This window comes from Devosia sp. WQ 349K1 (assembly GCF_016595685.1).
Taxonomy (GTDB): Bacteria; Pseudomonadota; Alphaproteobacteria; order Rhizobiales; family Devosiaceae; genus Devosia.
Window position 1 is genome coordinate 220,851 of record NZ_JAENGO010000004.1, and the last position, 24,634, is coordinate 245,484.

Sequence of the window (24,634 nt, forward strand, 5' to 3'; positions counted from 1 at the left end):
TTATGATGCGTACCCTAACCGCTGCGCTGCTCTCAGCAGCTGCCTTTGGCATGGCGGCACCAGCCAATGCCGCCGATATTTTTATTCCGCCCCCAAGCGCGGGCATCGACATCCCGGATGTTGACTACGGCTATGCTGGCTCGATGTATTTGCGCGGCAGCTTAGCCGGCAATTTCCTTTGGGCGCGCAATGCCGATCACTACACCCTGCCTAACAGTCGCTATGAAACGAACAAAACCGGGTTTGGTTTCTCAGCCGGCGCCGGTGTGGGTTACGAAACCGGCACAGGCCTGCGCATGGACGTCACGGCCGATTACCTGCATAACGACGGCTTGGGCATCACTGTCCCAGCGGGTCATGCAAGCCTTGCTGCGGGCGACCACAAACTGAAGCTGCGTTCGACGCTTCTGCTCGCCAACGCCTATTACGACTTCGGCTTCGGCGATGGCTTTGGCGCGGCTGGCGGCACGTTCGGTTATGTTGGTGCCGGTGCCGGTGTGGCGATCAACCGTCTGATCACCGAAGGTCCAGGCCTCCCCGACTCTTGGGGTGGCAATACCAGCTTTGCCGCAGCGGGCATGGTCGGCCTTGGCTATGACTTCGGCCAGGTGGTCGCAGACGTTGGCTACCGCGCGGTCTACATCAACCGCATCGAAAACAGCTCACCAACCTACCCATATCGCTTAGACGATAGCTGGACCCATGAGGTTCGCGGCACTGTTCGTTATCGCTTCAACTAAAAAATAATCCAATCGCGGCTGCCACACCGCATCGGAAATAAAAAAGACCGGCGCCTCGCAGCGCCGGTCCTTTCATATGAGCAACTGGAACGCTTAAGCGCCTGTTACGCGCCAGATCACGTCACCAACGTCATCCGCCATCAGCACCGCGCCATCCGCGGCCAATGCCACGCCCACAGGACGGCCATACGAGTACTTCTCATCAGCCGACAGGAAATCGGTGAGAATATCGCGCGGCATGCCGACAGGCTTACCGTTTTCAAAAGCAACAAAAGTCAGCTTATAGCCAGACAACTTGGATCGGTTCCACGAACCATGCTGGCCGATAGCCATGCCCTGCGGGAACCCAGGCAAGGTGCCTCCCGGCAACCAGCACAACCCCAGCGACGCCGTATGCCCACCGAGGGCATAATCAGGCTGCAATGCACGCGCCACGAGATCTGCATTCTGCGGCACGCGCTCATCGACCACGCGATCCCAATAGCAATAGGGCCAGCCGTAAAAGCCGCCATCAACCACCGAGGTCAGATAGTCCGGTGGTGTTTCATCGCCCAGACCGTCACGTTCGTTGACAACCGTCCAAAGCTGATTGGTCTGCGGCTCCCAAGCCATGCCAACTGGATTGCGCAGACCGGCACCAAAAATACGCGACTGACCTGTGACAAGATCCAGCTCGTGGATCGCCGCGCGGTCTTCTTCAACTTCCATGCCGGCGTCGGCAATATTGCTGAGCGAACCAACAGCGACATAGAGCTTCTTGCCATCAGCGCTGGCGATGAGGTTACGGGTCCAGTGACCGCCCGCCTTCATCGTCATCAAAACCTTGCCAGCACCAGTTATCTTGGTCTGCCCAAGCTCATAGGGGAAGGCCAAAACCTTGTCGCTGGCACCAACGTACAGCGTGCCATCGAGGTAAACCAAACCATAGGGCTGGCGGACGTTGTCAACGATCACATGGCGTTCTTCGGCCACGCCGTCGCCATCAGCATCACGCAACAGCGTCACGCGGTTGGCGCTTGAACCAGAGGCCTTAGCGCGCTCCATGGTCACATGCATTGCCCAGTCAAAAATGTTGGACGGCTTACCAGCCTCACCCATGGATTCTGCGACCAGAACGTCGCCATTGGGCAGCACCAGCATGTTGCGCGGGTGATCAAGACCAGTTGCAAACGCATTGACCTTCAGCCCAGCAGCTGCAGTCGGCTTATGGTCCCCAATCCAGCCTTTGCCCGTCGGCATTTTGAGCGTCGGCACAGTGCCCTGCGCCTTTGCGGTTGGGATAGCGGGATTGAGGCCGAACGAACGTGTGGTCAGATTGTCGTTACGGTGACGCAGCGAAATCGCGGTTGCGCCGATAACGGCAACGACTTGGGCAAAGGCTTGCTTGATCATGGAGCACCTCTATTGGGGCAGTGACCATTCTTTTGTCACCCACCCGCCGGGCAGGCAAGCGCTAGCACGCCAAGAGGTGTGGTTTTGTCGATTAACTGTCATCCAAGCTCCCGCCCACCGCACGGAACCAGCGACCAGCATTCCACATTGACCCAAACACGACACGGCTGACTGGTGGGGCACTTAATGGACGCTGCGGAAACAACATCAGGGGCAGCTCTGGGCCGTCATGCCAACGCGCCTTGGCACATTCCATTGTCCGGCTGGAAAGAGATTATTTTCCGTGTCGTCAGCGACTTTCTCGAGAACCGCATCTTGCTCACCGCAGCAGGCGTAACCTTCTTCGTGCTGCTTTCGCTCGTTCCCACACTCTCGGCCGTGGTCACGCTTTATGGCCTGTTTAACGACAGCAACAGCGTTCTCAATCACATCCAATTGCTGTCCGGCTTCATGCCTCCAAGCGCGCTGGACCTTCTGAATGATCAACTCACGCGCCTCATTTCCGCATCAAATGACAGCCTAGGGTGGACGTTTTTGCTCTCGCTTGTCATCGCCCTGTGGAGTGCCAGCGCGGGGGTCAAAGCCCTCTTTGAAGCGATGAACGTCGCCTACAAAGAGAAAGAACGGCGCTCTTTCATAGCAGTCAACGCGCTGGGGCTGTTTTTCACCTTCGCTGGCGCAATCGTCACCGTCGTCGTGCTCACTGTTGTTCTCGTCATGCCTGCGGTGCTGCAATTTTTTCCGGCATTCGGTCTCGATTGGGCCGTACGGCTCGGCAGTTATGCTGTCATGCTCGCCACGCTCGCCTTTATGGTGTCAGCCTTCTATCGCTGGGGCCCAAGTCGCCGTCAGGCGAAGTGGCGCTGGATCATGCCGGGCGTGCTCATATCGCTGATCCTTCTCGCCGCGACCTCGGTCGGGTTTTCTTGGTACGTTACCAATTTCCCGCAGCACAACGCAGCTTCCGGCTCACTGGGCGCCGTCATCGGCCTCATGACGTGGATTTGGCTCTCGAGCACCATCGTCATTGTCGGCGCAGTCTTGAACGCATCTATTGAGTTACAAACCGGCCGAGACTCGACCCTAGGCCCCGCGCGCCCTCTGGGTTCCCGTGGGGCTTATGTTGCCGACACCATTGCGGGCGCACCAGCACCCAACATCGTGCAATTGGACGGTAGTCCAAGCGCTTAAGCCAGAACTGCTCAGTCCAGCCACATTCGCTAGGAAATCGACGCGCCTCTAAAATTCTGTTTGACGACTCTGCCATGCAAGGCGTATTGGCGGCCTCAGGACATCTCGCCCTAACGCGAGACCATAGGCCTGGGAGGGCCGCTAGAAGATGGCTAATTCGCCCCTGACTGCACCGGCAGTAAAACCGGCAAACCCAAATTTTTCGTCGGGCCCGTGCTCGAAGCGTCCAGGTTGGACCATCGCTGCCCTTGAAGGCGCGCTGACCGGTCGTTCGCACCGCGCAAAGATCGCTAAGGCTCGCATCCAGCAATCCATCGACCTGACCCGTGAACTGCTTCAGGTTCCGGCTGATTACCGTATCGGTATTGTTCCTGCGTCCGACACCGGCGCAGTCGAAATGTTCCTCTGGAGCGCTCTTGGCGCTCGCGGCGTTGACATGCTCGCTTGGGAATCCTTCGGCGCTGGTTGGGTCACCGACGTGACCAAGCAGCTCAAGCTTGAAGACGTCCGCACGCTCGAAGCTCCATATGGTGAACTGCCAGACCTCACCCAGGTCGACTTCACCCGTGACGTTGTCTTCACCTGGAACGGCACCACCTCGGGCGTTCGCGTACCAAACGCAGACTGGATCCCAGCGGACCGCGAAGGCCTGACCATTTGCGACGCCACCTCGGCCGCGTTTGCCCAGAACCTCGATTTCGCCAAACTCGACGTTGTCACCTTCTCCTGGCAGAAGGCCCTCGGCGGCGAAGCAGCCCACGGCATTCTGATCCTGTCGCCACGCGCTGTCGAACGCCTCGAAACCTACAAGCCAAACCGTCCTCTGCCGAAGATTTTCCGCATGACCAAGGGCGGCAAGCTGATCGAAGGCATTTTTAAGGCAGAAACCATCAACACCGTCTCCATGCTTTGCATCGAAGACGCGATTGATGCGATGCAGTGGGGCCTAGAGATCGGTGGTCTTCCGGCCATGCAGGCCCGCGCCAATGCGAACTACAAGGTTCTGGCCGATTGGGTTGCCAAGACCGACTGGGTCGACTTCCTGGCCAAGAACGAAGACCAGCGCTCGAACACATCCGTGTGCCTCTCGATCGTTGATCCAGAAATCGCAGCGCTCGACGCCGACGTTCAGGCAGCCTTTGCCAAGGCCATCGTTGCCCGTCTCGATAAGCTCAACGTCGCTTACGACTTCGGTTCCTATAAGGACGCTCCGGCTGGCCTGCGCATCTGGGCAGGTTCGACCATTGAAGCTTCCGATCTTGAAGCTCTGACCCCATGGCTCGATTGGGCCTTCGCTGAAGAAAAGGCCGCCCTCAAGGCAGCCGCTTAAGTTCTCGCTTCCCCCTCCCTTTCCTCCCCCGCCCGCGGGGGAGGGGCTGATCGAGTCGGCACCAACACATTTGCCAAACTCGGAGCCATCCCTCCCCCGCTCGCGGGGGAGGTTAGGTGGGGGTGGTTCACCGCAAGCACACCAAATTCAGGGACGTTCCCCAAATGCCAAAAGTTCTCGTTTCCGATAAGCTGAGCCCAACCGCCGTCCAGATCTTTAAGGACAATGGTGTTGAAGTTGACTACCTGCCGGACCTCGGCAAGGACAAGGAAAAGCTCCTTGAAGTCATCGGCAACTACGATGGCCTTGCCATCCGTTCGGCCACCAAGGTCACCGAAAAGATCATCGCTGCAGCAACCAATTTGAAGGTTGTTGGCCGCGCCGGTATCGGTGTCGACAACGTCGACATTCCGGCTGCGACCAAGAAGGGCATCATTGTGATGAACACCCCCTTCGGCAACTCGATCACCACGGCAGAACACGCCATTGCCATGATGATGGCTCTGGCCCGCCAGCTTCCAGAAGCGGACGCATCGACCCGCGCGTCGAAGTGGGAAAAGAACCGCTTCATGGGTGTTGAAGTCACCAACAAGACCCTTGGCCTCATCGGCGCTGGCAACATCGGCTCGATCGTTGCCGACCGCGCACAGGGTCTCAAGATGAAGGTCGTCGCTTTCGACCCCTTCCTGACCCCAGAACGCGCACAGACCATGGGCGTTGAAAAGGTTGAGCTTGAAGACCTCCTCGCTCGTGCCGATTTCATCACCCTGCACACCCCGCTGATCGACGCGACCCGCAATATCCTCAATGCGGAAACCATCGCCAAGACCAAGAAGGGTGTTCGCATCATCAACTGCGCGCGCGGCGGTCTCATCGACGAAGCAGCCCTTTACGACGCTCTCAAGTCCGGCCACGTTGCTGGCGCCGCTCTCGACGTGTTCCTCGAAGAACCAGCCGAGAACAACCCGCTGTTCGAACTTCCAAACGTCATCTGCACGCCACACCTTGGCGCGTCGACAACCGAAGCTCAGGAAAACGTCGCCCTTCAGGTTGCTGAACAGATTTCGGCTTACCTGATGACCGGCGAAATCACCAATGCGCTGAACTTCCCATCGATCTCGGCAGAAGAAGCACCGCGCCTGACCCCATGGGTCAAGCTTGCTGAAACTCTGGGCGGCTTTGCTGGTCAGCTGACCGAAACCGCCATCAAGGGCATCCGTATTGAGTTCGAAGGCTCGGTCGCTCAGCTCAATACCAAGCCAATGATCGCCGCCGCCATCAACGGCGTTCTCAAGCCATCGCTTGGCGACATCAACATGGTCTCGGCTCCGCAAATTGCTAAGGATCGCGCGATCGTGGTGGAAACCACCAACCGCGACCAGCAGGGTTCTTATGAAGGCTACATCCGCCTGACAGTGATCACCGCTGAGCAGGAACGCGCCATCGCCGGCACCATCTTCGCCAACGGCAAGCCACGCGTCATTCAGGTCAAGAACATCAACATGGAAGCCGAGCTTTCCGACTCGATGCTCTATGTCACCAACGAAGACAAGCCAGGCCACATCGGTCGTCTCGGCACGCTCCTCGGCACGCTGGGCATCAACATCGCCAACTTCAATCTCGGCCGTGCCGACATTGGCGGCGACGCGATTGCTCTGGTCTCCATCGACGGCACACTGACCGAAGAACAGCTCGCTCAGATCGCCGCTTTGGAAGGCGTCAAGCAAGCTAAGGCTCTGCGCTTCTAATCAAGCCACATTCGACGACAACGAAACGGCGCTCTTCGGAGCGCCGTTTTTGTTTAGGCTCTGGTTTTGCGCGCAGCGACTTCAGCCAAGATAATCCCGCCGACAATAATGAGCGCAGCAATGACGTGGTAAAGCTGCAGCGCCTCGCCCAAGAGGAGCAGCGAGCCCAAAGCCCCAAAAACTGGAATGAGATTGTGGCTTGGCGCCGCGCGGTTTGCCCCTACCAGTTCCACCCCACGGGCGTAGGCCACCTGCGAGAACATCGATGGGAAAATCGCCACATAAGCGATCACCAGCCACACCGCTCCCGGCATATCGGCAAGCTTGGCCACCTGCCCGAGACCGCCCCCGAAAAGCGCCAACATCACCACGCCAGTGATAGCCGCTCCCGTAAACGTCACAGCCATAAAGCTCATGATGTCCATCTTCGGCCGATATTTCAGCGCGAGGGTGTAGGCGGTGTAGGCGAGGCAAGCGAGGATCACAAAGCCGTCACCGTGGTTCACGTTCAACGTCAGTAAGCGACTAATGTCGCCATGTGTGGCCGTATAGACGACACCGAGAATGGCGAGAACCACGCCCAATACCTGTAGGGGCCGCACACGCACCCGGAACACGAAGAAATTTGCCGCCAGAATGAGCATTGGCAGTGCCGCCTGCACAATCGCGGCATTCACCCCTGTCGTGGTTTGAAGACCCAAATACAGCAGCACGTTAAAGAGCGCGTAGCCCACAGCGCCAAAGGCCATGAGCACAGGCCAATACATCCGTACAACCGACCAATCACGTTTCAACGCCGTCCATGCAAACGGCAGAATGAACAAGGTCGCCAAAACACACCGACTCGCCAGCAGCAAAAATGGGTCTATTTCATCGGCTACCAATTTGGCTGCGACGACGTTTCCGCCCCAAAAAAGAGGAGCCAATACAAGCAGAAGATAGGGCTGATTGAGAATCTGGGACGATAAGGCGCTGTTTTGGTGTTCTTGCGGCTTTGTCATTGACGCCATGTGATGTAAGGACATTCCGACTTAGAGTTATCCGTCGGTATATGAACTGACAATATCGCGCGGATGGGTAAGTCCTGATCTGGTAGCTCGACACAGCAGCGTCGGGTTTTTGACGTGTCCGACACCCGGACGCGCATTCTAGAGGAAGACTGATTATGGCGAATGTGGTTGTCGTCGGCTCTCAGTGGGGCGACGAGGGCAAGGGCAAGATTGTGGACTGGCTAGCGGACCGCGCCGACGTTGTCGTGCGCTTCCACGGTGGTCACAACGCCGGCCACACGCTGGTCATCGACGGCGTCAGCTATAAGCTGGCTCTGCTGCCGTCTGGCCTCGTGCAGGGCAAGCTTTCGGTTATCGGCAATGGCGTCGTCGTCGACCCTCACCACTTTGTTCAGGAAATGAGCAAGCTGCGTGCCCAGGGCGTTAAAATCACCCCCGAAATCCTGCGTATCGCGGACAATGCTCCGCTGATCCTTTCGGTCCATCGTGAACTCGACGGCATCCGTGAAGACGCCAACTCCGGTCTCAAGATCGGCACCACCCGCCGTGGTATCGGCCCTGCTTATGAAGACAAGGTCGGCCGCCGCGCGATCCGCCTCATCGATCTGAGCGAGCCAGAAACTCTCATGCCAAAGATCGAGCGTCTGCTCGGTCACCACAACGTTCTGCGTCGCGGTCTCGGCCTCACCGAAATCAGTGCTGACGCAATCTACGAAGAATTGACCTCGGTCGCCGCAGAGATCCTGCCGTTCATGGATCGCGTCTGGGAAATCCTCGACACGAAGCGTCGCGCTGGCGCACGCATCCTGTTCGAAGGGGCACAAGGCGCTCTGCTCGACAATGACCACGGCACCTATCCGTTCGTGACCTCGTCGAACACTGTTGCTGGTCAGGCTGCTGCCGGTTCGGGCCTTGGCCCAACCGCTATCGACTACGTGCTTGGCATTACCAAGGCCTACACCACCCGCGTGGGTGAAGGTCCATTCCCCTGCGAGCTCAACGACGACGTCGGCCATCACTTGGCCACCGTTGGTCGCGAAGTCGGCGTCAACACCGGCCGTCCACGTCGTTGCGGTTGGTTCGATGCGGTTCTCGTACGCCAGACCGTCAAGACCTCCGGCATCACCGGTATTGCCCTGACCAAGCTCGACGTTCTTGATGGCCTCAAGGAAATCAAGGTTTGCGTCGGCTACGAACTCGACGGCGAACGCATTGATTACTTGCCTGCCTCAATGGGAGCACAAGCGCGCGTTAAGCCAATCTACGAGACCCTCGAAGGTTGGACTGACACGACTGCAGGTGCGCGCAGCTGGGCAGAATTGCCAGCGCAGGCCGTCAAGTATGTTCGCTACATCGAAGAGCTCATTGGAGCACCGGTCGCTTTGTTGTCGACCAGCCCCGAACGTGCCGATACGATCCTTGTAGTAGACCCATTCCAAGACTAAGTTTTTTTGCTACAAGTCTTCGCAGCAATAGTGAGTACCAAGTAACCTATGGCGGATTACAAGGAGCTGCTCCGTCGAGCTATCTCGGCGCTTCCGGAGAACAATGGGGCTGCGCGACGCGCAGTCTATGAGAAGGCACGTTCAGCGCTCGTAGCTCAGCTACGGGCCATCGAGCCCCCATTGCCAGCAAGGGAAATCACCCAGCACCGACTGCAGTTGGAAGACTGCATTCGGCAGGTGGAACAGGAAGCGAGCGAGGCTGTCATCAGCCTTGGTCGCGATACTGTATTCTCTCGCCCGGTCCCACCGACGCCACGTCCAACTCCTGCCCCCGCCCCTGTGGCGCCGGCTCCCGAGCCGACGCCGCCAAAAACCGAATCAACGCCTCCACCAGCGCCCGAAAAGCTGCCGGAGCCTGAGCCGCAACCCGAGCCACAATTCGTACCGCGCCCGGTTGAAGCCTCTTCTTCAGCAGTGCCGGAAGCGCCTCCGGCTGCGCCTGCGCCGACTGTCGTGAGCGAGCCTAATCCGCTTGCCCCTGCCCCCGCGCCCGTGGCTTCCATCGAAGAAATTATCGCTGAAGCGGCCAGCACCACTGGTGTTGCAGTCGTCCAAGATGCGCAGACCGATAAGGCCGACGCTCCAGTGGCCGCGCCAGCCTTCATTGCGCCAATTGAGCGTCCGCAGCCCAAGCCGTTCTTCTTTGCCCCCCGCAAATCTGCTGAGGAAACCGCTCCGCCGGTTATGACCAGCACTGCGCTCGGTAATCAGCCTGAGACCGCTCCGGTCATCATCGAGCCGCCGCTCCCTGTTGAGCCTGCGCTTTCGAGCGTGAGCGAAGTCGAGCTTGAGGGCGACACCAAAGAAGCTGAAGGCGCTATCGAACGCGCCATCGAGACTTTGGATCGTGAAGCCCGTGGTGAGACCACCGAGCCGCTGCCGGATCGAGATGCGTCGCTCAAGGCCGCCATTGGCCACACAGAAGACGACCCTAATTTTGTACCAATCCGTACTGAAACGCACTCCGGCACTGGCCTGACAATTTTCCTGATTGTCTTTGCCATGTTGCTTGTTGGCGCTGGCGGGGCTGGTTTCTGGGCGTGGCGCGAAGGCTACGTCAATCTCGACCAGATGTTCGGCCGCACCGAAGTTGCTGCGGTTCAAACCCCTTCCCCGGAACCAACTCCGGGCCCAAGCCTCGATACCACCGTTTCTGACCCAGTGGTCAGCGAAGACGGTGCCAATACCGGTCCCGGGAACACTGCAACAACAGCTCCGTCTGAGCCGACGAGCAGTCTCGAAGGCACAGCCGAAGATCGTCTGGCCGCCACTCCTTCTGCGCCCACAGCGCTTCCTTCTCTCAACGGCGAAGGAAAAATCGAAGAGCGCCTGACCGGTCTCGACACCCAAATTTCGGGCACGAGCGACCCTTCAGCAACGGTTGATCCTTCGGTACTCGCAGGCAATCAGTCTCTCTTGCTTGAAGCTTCCGCCACCGGTCAATCCGGTGCAGTTCCCTATTCGGGATCGGTGGAATGGACCGAAAGCGTTGATGAACTTGGCATGCCTACTCTGGTCGGCACGGCCAGCATCCCGGCCCGAAACCTTGGTGTGAACCTGATCATCCGCCGCAACACAGATCCTGTGCTGCCAGCGAGTCACTTGATGGAAATCACCTTCAACGTGCCGGACACTTTTGCAGGTGGCAATATAGCGACCCTTGCAGCTGTCCTGCTCAAGGATAGCGAGCTCGTTCCGGGCACCGCTCTGGTTGGCGCTGGCGCACGCGTATTGGGGAACACATTCCTCTTTGCCCTCAGCGCCTCACCATCTGACGTTGAGTCCAATATCGATCTGCTCCAAAACCGTCGTTGGCTCGACCTTGCCATGGTCTATGGCTCAGGGCGCAATGCCATCCTGACACTGGAAAAAGACGACGAAGCGCAAGCGGTCTTTGATCGCGTCATGGCCGAATGGGCTGAATAATAATTGGAGCGCTAAGTGCGCTCCAATTTCTTTTCAACGATCTGATAGTGGCGGCTTGCGAGCGCAGCGATATCATCGCTGTGATGGCTCACTAAAACCGTGTGCCAGCCGTGTTTCTTGGTCAAGGAAGCAACAAGGTCCCGGACGGACGCGCGCGTTGTGTCGTCGAGCGCCGAAAACGGCTCATCGAGCAGAAGCACCGGCCGAGCGCGCAGAAGAGTCCGCGCGAGAGCAACGCGCTGCTTTTGCCCGCCTGATAGCGTCGATGTAATTTGCTCATCCATCCCACCAAGGCCAACCTCAGCCAAAGCCTGCGCCACCAGCTGAGTGCGCTCTGCCTTGTCGCGGCCTTTAGGAATGCCCAGAACAGCATTCTCCGCCGCGCTCAGGTGGTCAAAGAGATTATCCGCCTGCAACAGCAGGGATATTGGGCGCGTCTCGGGCGGCAGATGCAAAAGCGGTTCACCATAGACCGTGAGCGAGCCGTATACCGGGGTCAGAAATCCTGACAAGAGATCAAGCAGCGTCGATTTCCCCGACCCGCTTGCCCCCGAAACGGCCGTCACCTCCCCCGCTTCGGCCTCGAGCGAGAAGCGATAGGGCTCGGTCTGACCGGGATAGCTAAAAACCAGATCAGTGGCGATGAGCATGAGCGATTCTTTCCAAGGCGCGCGGAAGCACGATAAAGGCTAGGATTGTCCCAATGAGCAAGAGCGCAGCGATAGCTGCGGCATCATTGGACCGGTAAGCCCCAAGGGCACGGAACATCATTAGGGGCAGAGTTTCAAAGTCCTGCGTGCCAAACAGGGCGATAACGCCGAGGTCGCCCAGCGAAAAGCAGAAGGCGAGCGCCAGCATTAAGCCGATATCCCGACCTAAAAGGGGGTATTCGACCGCAGCAAACTGCCTCCACCCGCCCATTCCGAGCGACCGGATCAGCTTCCCACGATTGCGGACAATGCCGTCGAGTGGCGGCCCTAGTGTCGCCATGGCAAACGGCAGCGCCAAAAGACTGTTGGCGACTATGACAACGATGGGCGCCGCAAAATTGATACCCAGCCCCAGCGTCCGCACGATCAGGAAAAACCCCAGCGATAGAACCACCGCAGGCACAGCCAGATAAGCATAAGCCGGTGCTCCCAAGATTGTCCGCCAAATCGGATTGGCGACGGCTGCACGCCCCAAAGCAATGATCAGAGCGAACACCAAGGTGAGCACCGCCGAGGCCGCACCAATAATGAGGCTGGTCGCACTCGCCTGCCAAAACTTTGGCTGTTCCAAAACGCGCGGCAATCCAGTCGCCAAACCGTCCCAAAGCACCGACACCAGCGGCAAGGCAAAGCCAATGGCAGCGGTCAGCAGTATGGCCCACTGCACCACCCTAACGCCGATACTATCCTGCCAGCGTGGCTGCGCGGATAGTCCCAGTGCTGCCGGGACTGGGGCAAATGCCGACGCGAGGATGATGATCACCGCGCAAACACCAATCTGCGTCACCGCCAGCCATACCGCCCCAACCAGATCAAAATTCAGTCGCACCGCAGAATAGATCGCGACTTCCAACGTCTGATTGGCCGGTCCCCCGCCAAGCAACAACACAATCGGAAAGCTGGTGAAGGCGAGCAAGAAAATGATCGCCCCCAAGCCCGGCAAACTCCCCTTGAGCGCTGGCCAGTCGATCAAACGAAACCGCGTCCAAGCCGAAAGCCCCAAGGACTGCCCGACTTTAAGCCGTGTAGTAGGCACCGCATCGAGCCGCGCAAGCAGAATACGAGCGGCAAACGCGCCATCGAGAATGACATGGGCGAGCAAAATCCCCGAAAGCCCGTAGGCAGGACTATCGAGGGTAAAACCGAAAAGGGATTGAAGCGTCTGGTTGATCCAGCCGTTCCGTCCCCAAATCGAGAGAATACCAAAGGCCACCACCATGCCGGGCGTCACAATGGCCGAGGCAAACAGCGCCACCACCAGATTCCGCCCGACAAAGCGCAGGCGACTGAGCGACCAGGCCACAGCCACGCCGACCGTTAGCGACAGCACAGTTGTTAGACCGGCCTGCACGCTGGTCATCCGCACCAAATGCCAGATGTCGACACGGCTGGTGCCACCAGCATCATCGGCAGCAGCAGCAATGGCGAGCAGAACGGAAACGATCAGTCCCGCCACTGCCAACGCCAAGAGCGCTGCCCCCGCGATGCGATAAGGGCGAAAGGGAAGAGAATTCACCACCTAATCCTTAGCCAAAGCCCACGCAGGCTCTGCGCCCGCGCGGGTCCAAAGCACAATCGCTATTGCAATGCCCCGAGCATCTCATCGATCCACGCGGGCGAATTGGCGATCACCTCGGCTTCCGGCAGCGTCAGCGTCTTGGTCGGCTGCGGCAGATCCTTAAAGGAGGCATCGAGCGCGTCGCCCAAATCCACAACCGGGAACATCCAATTGGTCGTTGGAATGACAGCCTGCCCCTCCGGTGAGGTCAGATACGCAAGGAACGACTTTGCCAAGTCCTGATGCGGCGACGATTTCAAAACGCCCGCAACTTCGATCTGCGGGAAGTGGCCTTCGTCAAACAAAGCCGCCTTGATGGTGTGATCACCTTCGTCAAAGATATGGTAGGCGGGCGACGTGGTGTAGGAGAGCACCATATCCGCTTCCCCATCGAGGAACAGCGCATAGGCTTCCGACCAGTCCCGCGTGATGGTCAAAATCTTGGGCTTCAGCCCCTGCCAAATCTCACCAGCGCGATCCCCATAAGCTGCCTTAACCCAGAGCATAACGCCCATGCCCGGCGTCGACGATCTTGGATCCTGGATGACGATCTTGGTGTCATCGGGCAGTGCGATCATCTCCTCAAACGAGGCGGGAGGCGTTGTGGTTTTGTCGGTGTCGTACATAAACGCGAAGTGCGAATAGTCGAACGGCGCAAATTGCGCATCGACCCAAGGCTCTGGCGTATCGAGGCCGGAAAGGTCGAGACCGTGGTCGGCAAACAGGCCCGTCGCCCGCGCTTCCCCGGCGATGGCTGTATCAAGCCCGAGGATAATATCGGCTTCCGTGCTCGTCCCCTCCAGCTGCGCACGACGGAGCGCGCCAATCGAGCTATCGGCAGCGACAAAATTGATGGTGCAACCGCAGGTCTTCTCAAACCCCTCTTTAAGAGGAACGCCCGGGCCCCATTCACTGGCAAAGCCGTCATAGGTATAAACGGTCAAAGAGGGCTTATCTTGAGCGATCACAGTGCCGGAAACTCCGGCAAGTAGGACCGCAAGCGCAATGGAAGTGAACTTGACCATATTGGTCATCCCTTCAATCAGTTGCGGCCATGTGTGAAGGGGTGTCAATGGTGAGGATGTCCGTAAAGGCACCCTTGCCATCTCGAACTTCCTCCGCCAGCATGACCTGGTTCAGGTTCAATGGGTAACTCTCAGCTCCGGCAGTAACCGGAACACCCCAGCGAGACGTCGTGGACCATATTGAGAGTGAGCCAAGAGTGCAATCCCCCGGTTTGACTGAAACGACCACCCCGCTTGTCTTCGATCAACCCATCGCAATAGTTGGCGGCGGCACCACTGATCCCGCTCTTCTGCGCGATCTTGCCAAGCGCGGCGTGCCATTGATTGGCGCCGACGGCGGCGCTGACATTATCGGCGCGGCCGGGATCATTCCCGACGCCATTATTGGTGATCTTGATTCTGTTTCCGACCGCGCGGCCTGGGAGCAAAAGACCCGCGTGATCCACATCCCTGAGCAGATCACCACCGATTTCCAAAAGACGCTGTATTCCACGCAAGCGCCCGTCACCTTGGCGCTGGGCATGACCGGCGGCCGTCTCGACCACACGCTGGCAGCCCTCAGCGCCGTGCTTCAAGTCGCGCGCAATCGCCATGTTCTCTTGGTCGACGAGGTCGACGTTGCCTTGGCCGTATCGGGCCCCTTTAGCTTTACGGCAACGAAAGACGAGCGCGTCTCCATCCACCCCCTGCTGCCCATCACCTTTACCCATTCCGATGGGCTGTTTTATCCGCTCAACGGCCTCACGCTTGAACCGACCGGGCTTCTCGGCACGTCCAATGCCGCCCTCGGCGGGCCGGTACAGATCGTTCCTGAAACGCTAACGCCGTGGCTCCTCCTCCTTCCGCGCGAGCGCCTTTGGGACTTGGTGGCCGCCTGCTCGGCAGGTCACTAGGCCAAACATAACGGCGCACAAAAAAGCCGCCGAGATTGCTCTCGACGGCTCACATTTGCTTTTGGCTGAAATTCTTACAGCCCTGCGTCATCGCTCCGGAACTGCAATGCCGCCAGATCGGCATAGCGCCCACCGGCCGCGACCAGCTCATCATGCGTGCCCGCATCGACAACCTTGCCGGCTTCCATAACCAGAATGCGATCCGCGTCCCGAATAGTGGCCAAGCGATGCGCGATCACCAATGTGGTGCGGCCCTTCATCAAATGCTCGAGAGCGATCTGCACGAAGCGCTCGCTCTGCGCATCCAGCGCCGAGGTCGCCTCATCGAGAAGCAGAATCGGTGCGTCCTTCAAAATAGCGCGAGCAATCGCCAACCGCTGCTTCTGCCCGCCCGAGAGCATCACCCCGCGTTCGCCGACAATTGTCTGATAGCCCAGCGGCAGGTCAGCCACGAAGTCATCAACCAGAGCCGCCTTAGCAGCTTCAACGACATCAGCATCGCTCGCCCCCGGCTTGCCGAAGCGGATATTGTCCGCAATCGTGCCCGCAAAAATGGTCGGCTCCTGCTCGACATAAGCGAAACGATGACGCAGATCGGACGTCTTCACATCACGAATATCGACGCCATCGACGCTGATTGCACCGCCGGTCACATCATAGAAACGCTGCAGCAAAGAGAGCGTTGTCGACTTGCCCGAGCCCGAAGGACCCACCAGCGCAACAGTCTGCCCCTTACCCACCTCAAAGCTGAGATTGGAGATCACCGGCTCTTCAGAACCGTAGGTAAAGGTCACATTGTTGAAGGCCACAGTGCCCAGCGACGGCACAGGCAGGGCCTTAGGCGCGACTGGATCGATGATCTGCGGCTCAGTATCGAGAATTTCAATTATCCGCTCGGTCGACCCTGCAACGTTCTGCAGCGATCCCATCACCTCAGCAAAATTGGTCAGAGCCCCCGACGCCATCAAAGCATAAACTAGGAATTGCGCCAGCTGGCCTGCAGATACCGAACCTTCAAAGACCGAGCGCGCGCCCCACCACACAAGGCCAACAAGAGCCGCAGTGCCGAGGAAAATCACCATGCCGACGAGAAAAGCGCGGGCCCCGAGACGGCGCACTTCAGCGTCATAAGACTCTGCATTGCGGGCGCGATAAATCTTGTCCTGAATGCCTTCCTGAGTGAAGGCCTTCACGGTGCGGTTCGAGCCCAACATTTCGGTCGCCATAGCCGACAGCTCAGCCATCGCATCCTGCGTTGTGCGGCTCATCTTTCGCAGTCGCTTGGAGAAGGCCAAAACCGGCAGCACGATTGCGGGAATCGCCACAACGACAGCCACGGTCAGGACCGGGCTGGTCAGGATCATCATGATCAGCGCGCCGACAATCGTCACCATCGAACGCAGCGCCAGCGAGAAACTCGAGCCAATAGCGCCGCGAATAATTGACGTGTCGGTGTTGAGGCGGCTCGTGAGCTCACCCACACGATTGGTATCGAAATAGCGCGTTTCGAGCTTGAGCAGGTGGTTGAATAAATCACCGCGCAGATCGGCGACCACGCGCTCGCCAATAACGGAGATAAAATAGAAACGCGCGCCGCTGGCAAAAGCCATAATCGCCGCGACCCCAAGGATCAGCCAGCCATAGCGCCCCACCATATCGAGGTTTTGCGCGATAAAGCCTTCGTCAATGGCGCCACCCAACAGAGCGGGAATCGCCAGAGACGTCACTGCAGACGTAAGCAGAAACAGAACCGTCAGCAGAAGTCGCAGCGGATAGCGCAGCAAAAAGGGCAAAAGCCGCTTGAGGGGCTGCAGACGCTTAGGTGCCGAGGTAACCTGGTCAGTAAGCTTCTGCGGATCGGTCTCAGCCGAGACGGCCTGATCTGTCATGGAAAGAATACGCCGTCTATATTGCGGAAGTATATCGTCCATATAGGCGCTGGCCGTTTCGCTCGCAACAACCACTTCTCAGCCCAATTGCCGCGCTTTTGACGCTGAGAACCGCCCTCCATGCCCTTGCAGAAGCTAAGTTCATGTTGTAGGAAGCGGCCCAAGAACCAATTCCTGCTCTCCGGGCGCTTCTGCGCCCGTTTGATTTGAGGCCAACATGAAGACCGATATCCACCCGGATTACCACACCATCAACGTCGTCATGACCGACGGCACGACCTACCAGACCCGCTCGACTTGGGGCAAGGATGGCGACACGATGCAGCTCGACATCGACCCGCTGTCCCATCCAGCTTGGACTGGTACTCAGGGCCAGCTGATGGACCGTGGTGGTCGCGTTTCCCGCTTTAAGGAACGCTTCAAGGGCCTGGGCATCTAAGCTCATTCCTACAGGAATTTTGAAAGCCCGGCCTCGTGTCGGGCTTTTGTTTATCTGGAGCTTGAAATTATGGGCTTTGCCATATTTTTCGGCGCGGCCGTTTTTGAGATTGCTGGCTGTTATCTCGTTTGGCAGGCGCTACGCACAGGCCAGCTCTGGCTTTGGGCCCCAGCTCTTGTCGCACTCGCGCTCTTTGCTTGGATATTGACGCTCACCGGCACAGCCAGCGCCGGTCGGGCCTTTGCGATCTATGGCGGCATCTACATCCTCGCCTCCCTCATCTTCATGGGAAGCGTCGAAGGCGTTCGCCTTGATCATTGGGACATGCTGGGAGCCGGTCTCGCCCTTGCAGGCGCCGCCGTCATCTACTTTGCCCCAAGAGGCGCGTGACGGTTAGCGCTTAAAGGCGGACTGCAGGCGCGTCATCTGGTCGACAATCCCATTGCTGTGAATCTCGAGAGCGTCCGGCACTGCGCCTCGCTCCAGCAGGTCCAGCTGCATCACGCGATCAAACAGCCGATCACCCTTATCGATAAAGTCACGCAAGGCGCCAGGAAGGTCGTCATAGCCGGGGCCACCGCGCTCTGAAGGGGTCGCCGAAAACTTCACCTTCTCTTTTTCGGAGCGTGCGTTTTCTCGGCTAATTTCACCTTCGTTGACTGCGCGCTGGAGCAAGAGCCACGAGGCCAACTGCATCAAGCGCGTGGTCAGGCGCATCGATTCTGTGGCGTACATAAAGCTCGCTTCCCGTGACAGGATACGGCTTTCAATGCGCCCATCTGTGTCGAGATAGGCAGCGACCTGTTCGATCAGTGTCATCCCTTCACGATAGAGCACGTCAAATCCAGCGGACGCGACGATACGCGGGCCAATGGAAACGGCAGATCGATCATTAAGGGATTCGGACACGAGGACTCCTAAGCGCTGAGCACTTATTTAATGTCTCACGCGCGCATGTGTCATCACAAGCTGAACGATATGCTTAAAATCCGGTCGATAGCGTTAGGATTTTGGACGCCCGGCAGAAAAAAAGAGCCGTATGGAAACGGCTCTCGAAGTTAACAGGGAGGCGTCAAACAGAGAGAAAATTCGCTCTGCAGAATCCAGAAGAACTCTGAATAACCAGACCTTAACGAGCAAAGATTAATTGCCACTTAACAGGTTGAAATTGCTTAACCTTGCTCGTTGGTAAAGGGTTAAACTTGGCATCATTAGCCGCCTAAACACCTGCTAAAAATCAAAATTTGAAGGCCGCTTCGGCAGCCGCGCGACTGTCCCCTTTGGCCAGGATTGCCGCTTTTAGCCTCCCGATCTCACCTTCGAGCAAACGGATGCGCTCCTCCAGTTCGCTCACAGAGAGGCTATCGAGCACCATTCCGAGCTCGTGTGTCTTGGCCTTTTTGGCAAATTCCTCATCCATCATGTCGACACCCTTTCGCCTTGCCCACCGAGCCTAACTCAGCCCATCGCGAGAGAAAACCGTTAACCCGCTTGCTCCCGTCACGCCCTGCGGTCGCTAACTCTATGCACAAGCGCCACTTTCACTCATCAAACGCTCTCGCAACACCTTCGACGAGAACCAGATCATTCCCGATAGAGTAGTTAAGGATTGCGGATTAGCGTCCTGCGCATTATATTGCGCTCCAGTTCCCCCTCAGATTTGTCCGTGAGGCGGAGCGGCCCGGAGGAATACCGGCCGCGCCAACAGGAGAAGTTTATCATGTCCCAGCCCCTTTTGATGCCGAAGGCAACTGCCGTCTGGCTCGTGGACAATACTGCTCTGTCGTTCGAACAGATCGCCGCTTTCTGCACGCTGCACCCGCTTGAAGTGCAGGGTATTGCCGATGGCGACGTCGCCGGCGGCATTATGGGCGTCAACCCAGTTCAGAATGGCCAGCTCGAGCGTTCGGAAATTGAAAAGGCTGAGGCCGATTCGAACTACCGGATGAAGGTAAGCGATCCAAAGGTTCGCGTTGCTGCACCAAAGCGCAAGGGTCCACGTTACACCCCGATCTCGCGTCGTAACGAACGCCCGAACGCCATCAAGTGGCTCGTGCGTAACCACCCTGAGCTCAAGGACGCCCAGATCATGCGTCTGGTTGGCACCACCAAGACCACAATTGAATCCGTTCGTGACAACAATCACTGGAACGCAGCGAACCTCACAGCGATGGACCCGGTTACTCTGGGCCTCTGCAGCCAGATCGATCTCGATATGGAAGTGAAGCGCGCCTCCAAGGATGCTCCAACCGAGCGTGAATACAGTGAAGGCACCACCCTTCTCACCGCTGAAGAAGCGCTTGCCCGTGCGCAGAGCCGCGCTCAAATCGGTACTATCGATCTGGGTCTGAGCTTTGGCGCTGAAGACATGGGCGGCGCACCCGCTCCAGTGGTCGAAGACGAAATCGACGCTGATTCTGTTTTCGCTAAGCTCAAGAGCCTCAAGTCGACAGCAGACGACGAAGAATAAGCTTTCAATCCCCGCTCCGGCGGGGATTTTTTTATCCTGCCTTTTCTCCTTCCCGCGCCCTATCGGTTCCCGAGATGATTGACCCCGTGTTCTTCGCTGTGGCGTCGCTCGCCATGCTCATCGTTGGCCTGTCAAAGGCCGGGCTTCTCGGTGGATTGGGCGTTATTGGGGTTCCCCTGCTTACCCTCTACATGCCTGCGCGAGACGCGGCGGGTATGATGTTGCCCATCCTGTTGTGCATGGATGCCGTTGCTGTCTGGATGTACCGCAAGGAGTTCAGCCGCGACCTCCTCAAGATCATGATACCAGGCGCCATGGTCGGGACCCTGCTTGGCTGGGTGCTCTGGGCCTTCGTCAGTGATGCTGTGGTCATCCTCATCGTTGGTGTCGTAACGCTGCTCTTCGTCCTCGACGCCCTTTTGCCTCTACGTAAAAAACTTGAGGGCCTTCCGCCCTCGACCGGCTGGGGGCGTTTTTGGGGCGTGATCGCTGGCTTTACCAGCTTCATCTCCCATACGGGTGGCCCCCCTTTCCAAATCTACGCGCTGCCACAAAAGCTCACACCGGCGATTTATGCGGGTACCAGCGCGGTGTTCTTTGCCATCGTCAACACCTCCAAGCTGATCCCCTATTTCTTCCTCGGTCAGCTCAATGTGAGCAATCTGCAATTGGCTGCCCTCTTTGCCCCCATTGGCATGCTCGGTGTGCTCATCGGCGTCATTCTGGTGCGCAAGATTTCTGCAAAACTTTTCTACACCATCGCCTATTGGCTGGTGTTCCTGCTGTCCTTCAAACTCATCTGGGATGGTGTGACCGGCATTCTCGCAGGCAGTTAATCTGCATCAAAGCGGCTCTTGCTTGGCCTAATCGACTTCACACTTTGCAAGCCGCTGGCTAAGGTCCGCCGCAAAGAAAACGATCAGGAGTCGAATTCGACCATGAGCGCCGCCCCACAATCGAGCCACAACCAGTTTGGTACCCTTCCCGTCTGGGATCTCAATGATCTCTACCCCGGCAAGGACAGCCCAGAGTTCAAGACAGCGCTCGATCAATTGCGCACGCTTTCCGACGCATTCGAAGCCAAATACAAAGGTAAGCTGGTTGAGCTGACCAAGGCCGGCAAGCTCATTGAGGCCATCAAAGACAGCGAGACCCTGTCGGACATCGGAGGTCGCGTTGGCTCATTCGCGTTTCTCCAATATGCGCAGAATACCGTCGATCAGGATCGCGCCAAGTTCATGGGCGACATCAACGAAGTTCTCACTCAGCTCTCCATCAAAACCCTCTTCTTCGAGCTCGAGCTGAACCGCATCGAAGACGCTGATCTCGACGCCGCCCTCGCGCAAAGCGCAGAGTTGGCACGCTACAAGGTCTGGTTCGCCGAACTGCGCAAAGCCAAGCCACACCAGCTCGATGACAAGCTTGAAGAGCTGTTCAACGAAAAGTCCGTCACCGGCTTTTCGGCCTGGAATCGCCTCTATGACGAAACCCTCTCCAGCCTAGAGTTTTCTGTGGCGGGTGAAACGCTCGGCCTTGAAGCAACGCTCAACCTGCTGTCCGACAAGGACCCGGCCAAGCGCGAAGCAGGCTTTAAGGCACTGGCCGAGACCTTCAAAAGGAACACCCGTCTTTTCACCCACATCACCAATGTGCTGGCGAAAGATAAAGAAATCTCCGATCGCTGGCGCGGCTATGGCGACATTGCTGACAGCCGTCACATGTCCAATTCGGTCGAGCGCGAAGTCGTCGACGCGTTGCAAACCGCTGTTCAGGCCGCCTATCCGCGCCTGTCCCACCGCTACTACAAGCTCAAGGCCAAGTGGTTCGGTCAGGAAAAGCTCAACGCTTGGGATCGTAACGCGCCTCTACCAACCAGCGACGAACGCATTTGGGATTGGGACAGCGCGGTCGACACAGTTCTCGACGCCTATGGCCGTTTCTCGCCAGAACTGGCCGAGTGGGCCAAGCCGTTCTTTAATTCGGGCTGGATTGATGCCCCAGCGGGCAATGGCAAGCGTTCGGGCGCCTTTGCGCACCCAACCGTGCCAAGCGCACATCCCTATTTGATGCTCAACTACCTCGGTCGCACCCGCGATATCATGACCTTGGCGCATGAGCTGGGTCATGGCGTTCACCAGCGCATGGCCGCCGCTCAGGGCCCGATCCTCTCGAACACCCCGCTCACGCTGGCGGAAACGGCTTCCGTCTTTGGCGAAATGCTCACCTTCCGTGCGCTTCTGGCCAAAACCACCGATCCGAAACAGCGTTTTGCGCTTTTGTCTTCCAAGGTCGAAGACATGCTCAACACTGTCGTGCGGCAAATCGCCTTCTACACCTTCGAGCGCAAGGTTCACACTGCCCGCCGTCAGGGCGAGCTGCGCACCGAAGAAATCAACGCTATGTGGCTTGAAGTCCAAGCGGAATCCCTAGGCGACGCCATCATTTCCAACGATGGCTACGAGGTGTTCTGGACCTATATCCCACATTTCATCCACTCCCCCTTCTATGTCTATGCCTATGCCTTCGGCGACTGTCTTGTGAACTCGCTTTACGCGCAGTATGAGAAGTCCAACGAAGGCTTTGCGGAGCGCTACTTTGAGCTCCTTAAGGCCGGGGGAAGTAAGCACCACTCCGAGCTGCTCGCGCCGTTTGGTCTGGATGCCAAAGATCCCCAGTTCTGGTCGCTCGGTCTCTCCATGATCGAAGGCCTGATCGACGAATTGGAGGCGACCTCGCCTTGAGGTCCTTTCATCTATAAGTTTGACGCTCCTAGTTTCAGAGGACACCATGGCCAGCAAGACCGCCGACCATCACCCAGCTCCTGCAAATGGAATGGACTACCCAGAACACAACCGCACCTACAGCGGTTTCATCACCGGCGTTAAGTGGAGCTGCTATGGCGGCGCTGCGCTGATGATCATTCTCTACTTCCTGATTATCCACTAATCAGACCAAAACTACGCAGGCGCATGAAAACGGCCTGCTTCGCGCAGGCGGGGCAGGAGGACCTTCATGAAGATTGCCGTATTGCGTGAACGTATCGGGGGGGAAAGCCGCGTTGCGGCAACCCCCGAGACCGTCAGCAAATTTATTGCCCTCGGGGCAGAAGTTGTTGTCGAACAAGGCGCGGGGGCATTATCCCGCATCAGCGATGAGCACTACGCCCAAGCCGGCGCGACCATCGCCAAAAGCACAAAGGACACCGTTAAGTCCGCCGATATTGTGCTCTGCGTCCGTCGCCCAGCGGCCGACGCCTTAGCTGGTACCAATCCCGGCGCACTGCTTATTGGTGCACTCGACCCCTACGGAAATGAAAAAGACGTTTCAGCGCTCGCCCGGTCCGGTGTGAGCGCTTTTGTTATGGAGTTCATGCCGCGCATTACCCGCGCTCAGGTCATGGATATCCTGTCCTCACAGGCTAACCTTGCTGGCTATCAATCCGTTATCGAAGCGGCAGCCGTGTTTGAGCGCGCCTTCCCGATGATGATGACCGCCGCAGGCACCGTCCGCCCCGCCAAGGTCTTCGTCATGGGCGCAGGCGTTGCCGGTCTTCAAGCCATCGCCACCGCGCGTCGCTTAGGCGCTGTTGTGTCGGGCACAGACGTGCGCCCCGCCGCCAAAGAACAAGTCGAATCGCTCGGCGCAAAATTCATCGCTGTTGAGGATGACGAGTTCAAACAGGCGGAAACCGCTGGCGGTTATGCCAAGCAAATGAGCGCGGACTATCAAGCCAAACAGGCCGAGCTCACTGCCCAGCACATCGCTAAGCAAGACATTGTCATCACCACAGCGCTCATCCCAGGACGCCCGGCCCCACTGCTAATAACCAAAGCCATGGTCGAGAGCATGGCCCCCGGCTCGGTGATCGTTGACCTCGCCGCAGAACGCGGCGGCAATGTTGAGCTGACGCAGGCTGACAAGATTATCGAGCACAAGGGCGTCACCCTCGTTGGCTACACCAATATGCAGGGCCGCATCCCCACCACATCGAGCCAGCTCTATGCGCGCAATCTGCTCGCCTTCATTGAGACGCTGGTCGACAAAAAGGAACAGCGGATCGCCATCAATTGGGATGACGAGCTGGTCAAAGCGACACTGCTGACCCGCGACGGCGCGATTGTTCATCCCAATTTCGCCGCCCCCGCCGAGCAGCCCCAGGGGTCCAAACCCAAAGCTGCAAAGGCAGCCCCGGCACCAGCCAAGCCTGCTGCTAAGCCCAAGGCAGCGAAAGCAACTGCGCCCGTCACAATTCCTGAGCCGGTCAAGCCCAAGCGCGCCGCCAAAGCGGATGTGCCAGCCATGGCCGATCCGCCCAAGAAAGCGAAGACTGGTGTGGAACAATCCATTCCGGCAGGGGCAGAACCAGCGCCCTCGCCGCGCAAAACCGCTGCCACCAAAAAAGCTGAGGCTGTCATTGCAGCCGCGGCAGCAGCCGCAAAGCCAGCGCCAAAACGCACCAGAAAGACCGCCACTGCGTCCAAGGGGGACAAGTAATGGACGTCTCTGCCATCGACCCGTTTACCTTCCGTCTGGCCATTTTCGTGCTGGCTATTTTTGTCGGCTACTTCGTCGTCTGGAGTGTGACGCCAGCCCTGCACACCCCGCTCATGAGCGTCACCAATGCCATTTCCTCAGTGATCGTGGTTGGCGCGCTCCTCGCCGTCGGGGTGCATTCCGTCAATGAAGCCAGCTGGGCCAGCAAGGCCTTTGGTTTTATCGCGCTGATCTTTGCCAGCGTGAACATTTTTGGCGGCTTTCTCGTCACCCAGCGCATGCTGGCGATGTATAAGAAGAAGGGCTGATAGCGA

At 58.1% G+C, this 24,634-nt stretch carries 22 protein-coding genes, 1 pseudogene and 1 riboswitch; of the genes and pseudogenes, 15 read left to right on the forward strand and 8 right to left on the reverse strand.

The annotated features are described in order from the left end of the window. Positions 1-2: 2 nt before the first annotated feature. A complete protein-coding gene (locus JHL21_RS09955) occupies positions 3-740 on the forward strand; it encodes an outer membrane protein (protein WP_200213226.1) in 738 nt (245 codons plus the stop codon). A gap of 93 nt (positions 741-833) precedes the next feature. Here the strand turns inward: JHL21_RS09955 and JHL21_RS09960 are convergent, their stop codons facing one another. Continuing rightward, positions 834-2,132, reverse strand: coding sequence for a sorbosone dehydrogenase family protein (locus JHL21_RS09960; RefSeq protein ID WP_200213228.1), 1,299 nt, complete (start codon positions 2,130-2,132; stop codon positions 834-836). Positions 2,133-2,318: 186 nt separating this feature from the next. On the opposite strand from JHL21_RS09960, the gene JHL21_RS09965 reads away from it, so the two are divergent. The 3 genes from JHL21_RS09965 (at position 2,319) to serA (ending at position 6,401) form a co-directional block, all read left to right on the forward strand. Then, the gene (locus JHL21_RS09965) at positions 2,319-3,323 is read left to right on the forward strand and encodes a YihY/virulence factor BrkB family protein (protein WP_200213231.1); all 1,005 of its coding nucleotides are present in this window, start codon (positions 2,319-2,321) and stop codon (positions 3,321-3,323) included. 148 nt (positions 3,324-3,471) lie between these two features. Beyond that, the gene (locus JHL21_RS09970; protein WP_200213233.1) at positions 3,472-4,653 is read left to right on the forward strand and encodes a phosphoserine transaminase; all 1,182 of its coding nucleotides are present in this window, start codon (positions 3,472-3,474) and stop codon (positions 4,651-4,653) included. 164 nt (positions 4,654-4,817) lie between these two features. Beyond that, positions 4,818-6,401, forward strand: coding sequence for a phosphoglycerate dehydrogenase (gene serA / locus JHL21_RS09975; RefSeq protein WP_169195341.1), 1,584 nt, complete (start codon positions 4,818-4,820; stop codon positions 6,399-6,401). A 53-nt stretch (positions 6,402-6,454) separates the two neighbouring features. Here serA and JHL21_RS09980 read toward each other — a convergent pair whose 3' ends face one another. Next, a complete protein-coding gene (locus JHL21_RS09980) occupies positions 6,455-7,426 on the reverse strand; it encodes a DMT family transporter (protein ID WP_367948176.1) in 972 nt (323 codons plus the stop codon). A gap of 140 nt (positions 7,427-7,566) precedes the next feature. On the opposite strand from JHL21_RS09980, the gene JHL21_RS09985 reads away from it, so the two are divergent. Both JHL21_RS09985 and JHL21_RS09990 read left to right on the forward strand, forming a co-directional pair. After that, complete coding sequence (locus tag JHL21_RS09985) at positions 7,567-8,856, forward strand: adenylosuccinate synthase (protein ID WP_169195339.1); 1,290 nt, start codon at positions 7,567-7,569, stop codon at positions 8,854-8,856. Positions 8,857-9,036: 180 nt separating this feature from the next. Beyond that, entirely contained in the window at positions 9,037-10,842 is a 1,806-nt protein-coding gene (locus JHL21_RS09990; RefSeq protein ID WP_200213237.1) for a hypothetical protein, read from the forward strand. Positions 10,843-10,853: 11 nt separating this feature from the next. Here the strand turns inward: JHL21_RS09990 and JHL21_RS09995 are convergent, their stop codons facing one another. From JHL21_RS09995 to thiB, 3 genes are all read right to left on the reverse strand, one after another. Next, complete coding sequence (locus JHL21_RS09995) at positions 10,854-11,492, reverse strand: ATP-binding cassette domain-containing protein (RefSeq protein ID WP_200213239.1); 639 nt, start codon at positions 11,490-11,492, stop codon at positions 10,854-10,856. After that, on the reverse strand, positions 11,476-13,068 hold the full coding sequence (locus JHL21_RS10000; protein WP_200213241.1) for a hypothetical protein: 1,593 nt from the start codon (positions 13,066-13,068) through the stop codon (positions 11,476-11,478). Before JHL21_RS10000 ends, JHL21_RS09995 begins: the two co-directional genes overlap by 17 nt. Before the next feature lie 62 nt (positions 13,069-13,130). Further along, positions 13,131-14,135 carry a thiamine ABC transporter substrate binding subunit gene (thiB, locus tag JHL21_RS10005; protein WP_200213242.1) on the reverse strand — a complete coding sequence of 335 codons (1,005 nt, stop codon included), beginning with the start codon at positions 14,133-14,135 and terminating at the stop codon, positions 13,131-13,133. Between the two features lie 69 nt (positions 14,136-14,204). Beyond that, positions 14,205-14,305: riboswitch (TPP riboswitch) on the reverse strand. A 42-nt stretch (positions 14,306-14,347) separates the two neighbouring features. On the opposite strand from thiB, the gene JHL21_RS10010 reads away from it, so the two are divergent. Continuing rightward, positions 14,348-15,028: a thiamine diphosphokinase gene (locus JHL21_RS10010; protein ID WP_200213243.1), complete on the forward strand. Its 681-nt coding sequence runs from the start codon at positions 14,348-14,350 to the stop codon at positions 15,026-15,028. 74 nt (positions 15,029-15,102) lie between these two features. Here the strand turns inward: JHL21_RS10010 and JHL21_RS10015 are convergent, their stop codons facing one another. Next, on the reverse strand, positions 15,103-16,917 hold the full coding sequence (locus JHL21_RS10015) for an ABC transporter ATP-binding protein (protein WP_200213245.1): 1,815 nt from the start codon (positions 16,915-16,917) through the stop codon (positions 15,103-15,105). 217 nt (positions 16,918-17,134) lie between these two features. Here JHL21_RS10015 and rpmE point away from each other — a divergent pair, with 217 nt between their 5' ends. Together rpmE and JHL21_RS10025 are read left to right on the forward strand one after the other, a co-directional pair. After that, the gene (gene rpmE, locus JHL21_RS10020; protein WP_169195332.1) at positions 17,135-17,356 is read left to right on the forward strand and encodes a 50S ribosomal protein L31; all 222 of its coding nucleotides are present in this window, start codon (positions 17,135-17,137) and stop codon (positions 17,354-17,356) included. A gap of 66 nt (positions 17,357-17,422) precedes the next feature. After that, positions 17,423-17,746 (forward strand): hypothetical protein, encoded by a 324-nt coding sequence (locus JHL21_RS10025; protein ID WP_200213379.1) that lies wholly within the window; start codon positions 17,423-17,425, stop codon positions 17,744-17,746. 3 nt (positions 17,747-17,749) lie between these two features. Here the strand turns inward: JHL21_RS10025 and JHL21_RS10030 are convergent, their stop codons facing one another. Both JHL21_RS10030 and JHL21_RS10035 read right to left on the reverse strand, forming a co-directional pair. Next, the gene (locus JHL21_RS10030; RefSeq protein ID WP_248306526.1) at positions 17,750-18,265 is read right to left on the reverse strand and encodes a DUF1465 family protein; all 516 of its coding nucleotides are present in this window, start codon (positions 18,263-18,265) and stop codon (positions 17,750-17,752) included. Positions 18,266-18,593: 328 nt separating this feature from the next. Then, on the reverse strand, positions 18,594-18,779 hold the full coding sequence (locus JHL21_RS10035) for a DUF1192 domain-containing protein (RefSeq protein WP_169195330.1): 186 nt from the start codon (positions 18,777-18,779) through the stop codon (positions 18,594-18,596). A 297-nt stretch (positions 18,780-19,076) separates the two neighbouring features. Here JHL21_RS10035 and JHL21_RS10040 point away from each other — a divergent pair, with 297 nt between their 5' ends. The 6 genes and pseudogenes from JHL21_RS10040 to JHL21_RS10065 all read left to right on the forward strand — a co-directional run bounded on the left by JHL21_RS10040 (position 19,077) and on the right by JHL21_RS10065 (position 24,628). After that, on the forward strand, positions 19,077-19,826 hold the full coding sequence (locus JHL21_RS10040) for a DUF1013 domain-containing protein (protein ID WP_169195329.1): 750 nt from the start codon (positions 19,077-19,079) through the stop codon (positions 19,824-19,826). Between the two features lie 74 nt (positions 19,827-19,900). Further along, entirely contained in the window at positions 19,901-20,662 is a 762-nt protein-coding gene (locus tag JHL21_RS10045) for a sulfite exporter TauE/SafE family protein (RefSeq protein WP_199531902.1), read from the forward strand. A gap of 102 nt (positions 20,663-20,764) precedes the next feature. Then, positions 20,765-22,567, forward strand: a complete 1,803-nt coding sequence (locus JHL21_RS10050; RefSeq protein ID WP_200213247.1) for a M3 family oligoendopeptidase — start codon at positions 20,765-20,767, stop codon at positions 22,565-22,567. A gap of 46 nt (positions 22,568-22,613) precedes the next feature. Beyond that, positions 22,614-22,772 carry an aa3-type cytochrome c oxidase subunit IV gene (locus JHL21_RS10055; protein ID WP_169195326.1) on the forward strand — a complete coding sequence of 53 codons (159 nt, stop codon included), beginning with the start codon at positions 22,614-22,616 and terminating at the stop codon, positions 22,770-22,772. 66 nt (positions 22,773-22,838) lie between these two features. Beyond that, positions 22,839-24,065, forward strand: a pseudogene (locus JHL21_RS10060) (Re/Si-specific NAD(P)(+) transhydrogenase subunit alpha); the annotation flags it as partial. A 254-nt stretch (positions 24,066-24,319) separates the two neighbouring features. Further along, complete coding sequence (locus JHL21_RS10065; protein WP_200213251.1) at positions 24,320-24,628, forward strand: proton-translocating transhydrogenase family protein; 309 nt, start codon at positions 24,320-24,322, stop codon at positions 24,626-24,628. Positions 24,629-24,634: the final 6 nt, after the last annotated feature.

What these genes read in the sequence shown, in the direction of transcription:
- JHL21_RS09955 (WP_200213226.1), top strand. Translation starts at nt 3, where the DNA reads ATGATGCGTACCCTAACCGCTGCGCTGCTCTCAGCAGCTGCCTTTGGC.
- JHL21_RS09960 (WP_200213228.1), bottom strand. Translation starts at nt 2,132, where the DNA reads ATGATCAAGCAAGCCTTTGCCCAAGTCGTTGCCGTTATCGGCGCAACC.
- JHL21_RS09965 (WP_200213231.1), top strand. Translation starts at nt 2,319, where the DNA reads ATGGACGCTGCGGAAACAACATCAGGGGCAGCTCTGGGCCGTCATGCC.
- JHL21_RS09970 (WP_200213233.1), top strand. Translation starts at nt 3,472, where the DNA reads ATGGCTAATTCGCCCCTGACTGCACCGGCAGTAAAACCGGCAAACCCA.
- serA (WP_169195341.1), top strand. Translation starts at nt 4,818, where the DNA reads ATGCCAAAAGTTCTCGTTTCCGATAAGCTGAGCCCAACCGCCGTCCAG.
- JHL21_RS09980 (WP_367948176.1), bottom strand. Translation starts at nt 7,426, where the DNA reads ATGTCCTTACATCACATGGCGTCAATGACAAAGCCGCAAGAACACCAA.
- JHL21_RS09985 (WP_169195339.1), top strand. Translation starts at nt 7,567, where the DNA reads ATGGCGAATGTGGTTGTCGTCGGCTCTCAGTGGGGCGACGAGGGCAAG.
- JHL21_RS09995 (WP_200213239.1), bottom strand. Translation starts at nt 11,492, where the DNA reads ATGCTCATCGCCACTGATCTGGTTTTTAGCTATCCCGGTCAGACCGAG.
- thiB (WP_200213242.1), bottom strand. Translation starts at nt 14,135, where the DNA reads ATGGTCAAGTTCACTTCCATTGCGCTTGCGGTCCTACTTGCCGGAGTT.
- JHL21_RS10015 (WP_200213245.1), bottom strand. Translation starts at nt 16,917, where the DNA reads ATGACAGATCAGGCCGTCTCGGCTGAGACCGATCCGCAGAAGCTTACT.
- rpmE (WP_169195332.1), top strand. Translation starts at nt 17,135, where the DNA reads ATGAAGACCGATATCCACCCGGATTACCACACCATCAACGTCGTCATG.
- JHL21_RS10035 (WP_169195330.1), bottom strand. Translation starts at nt 18,779, where the DNA reads ATGATGGATGAGGAATTTGCCAAAAAGGCCAAGACACACGAGCTCGGA.
- JHL21_RS10040 (WP_169195329.1), top strand. Translation starts at nt 19,077, where the DNA reads ATGTCCCAGCCCCTTTTGATGCCGAAGGCAACTGCCGTCTGGCTCGTG.
- JHL21_RS10045 (WP_199531902.1), top strand. Translation starts at nt 19,901, where the DNA reads ATGATTGACCCCGTGTTCTTCGCTGTGGCGTCGCTCGCCATGCTCATC.
- JHL21_RS10050 (WP_200213247.1), top strand. Translation starts at nt 20,765, where the DNA reads ATGAGCGCCGCCCCACAATCGAGCCACAACCAGTTTGGTACCCTTCCC.
- JHL21_RS10055 (WP_169195326.1), top strand. Translation starts at nt 22,614, where the DNA reads ATGGCCAGCAAGACCGCCGACCATCACCCAGCTCCTGCAAATGGAATG.
- JHL21_RS10065 (WP_200213251.1), top strand. Translation starts at nt 24,320, where the DNA reads ATGGACGTCTCTGCCATCGACCCGTTTACCTTCCGTCTGGCCATTTTC.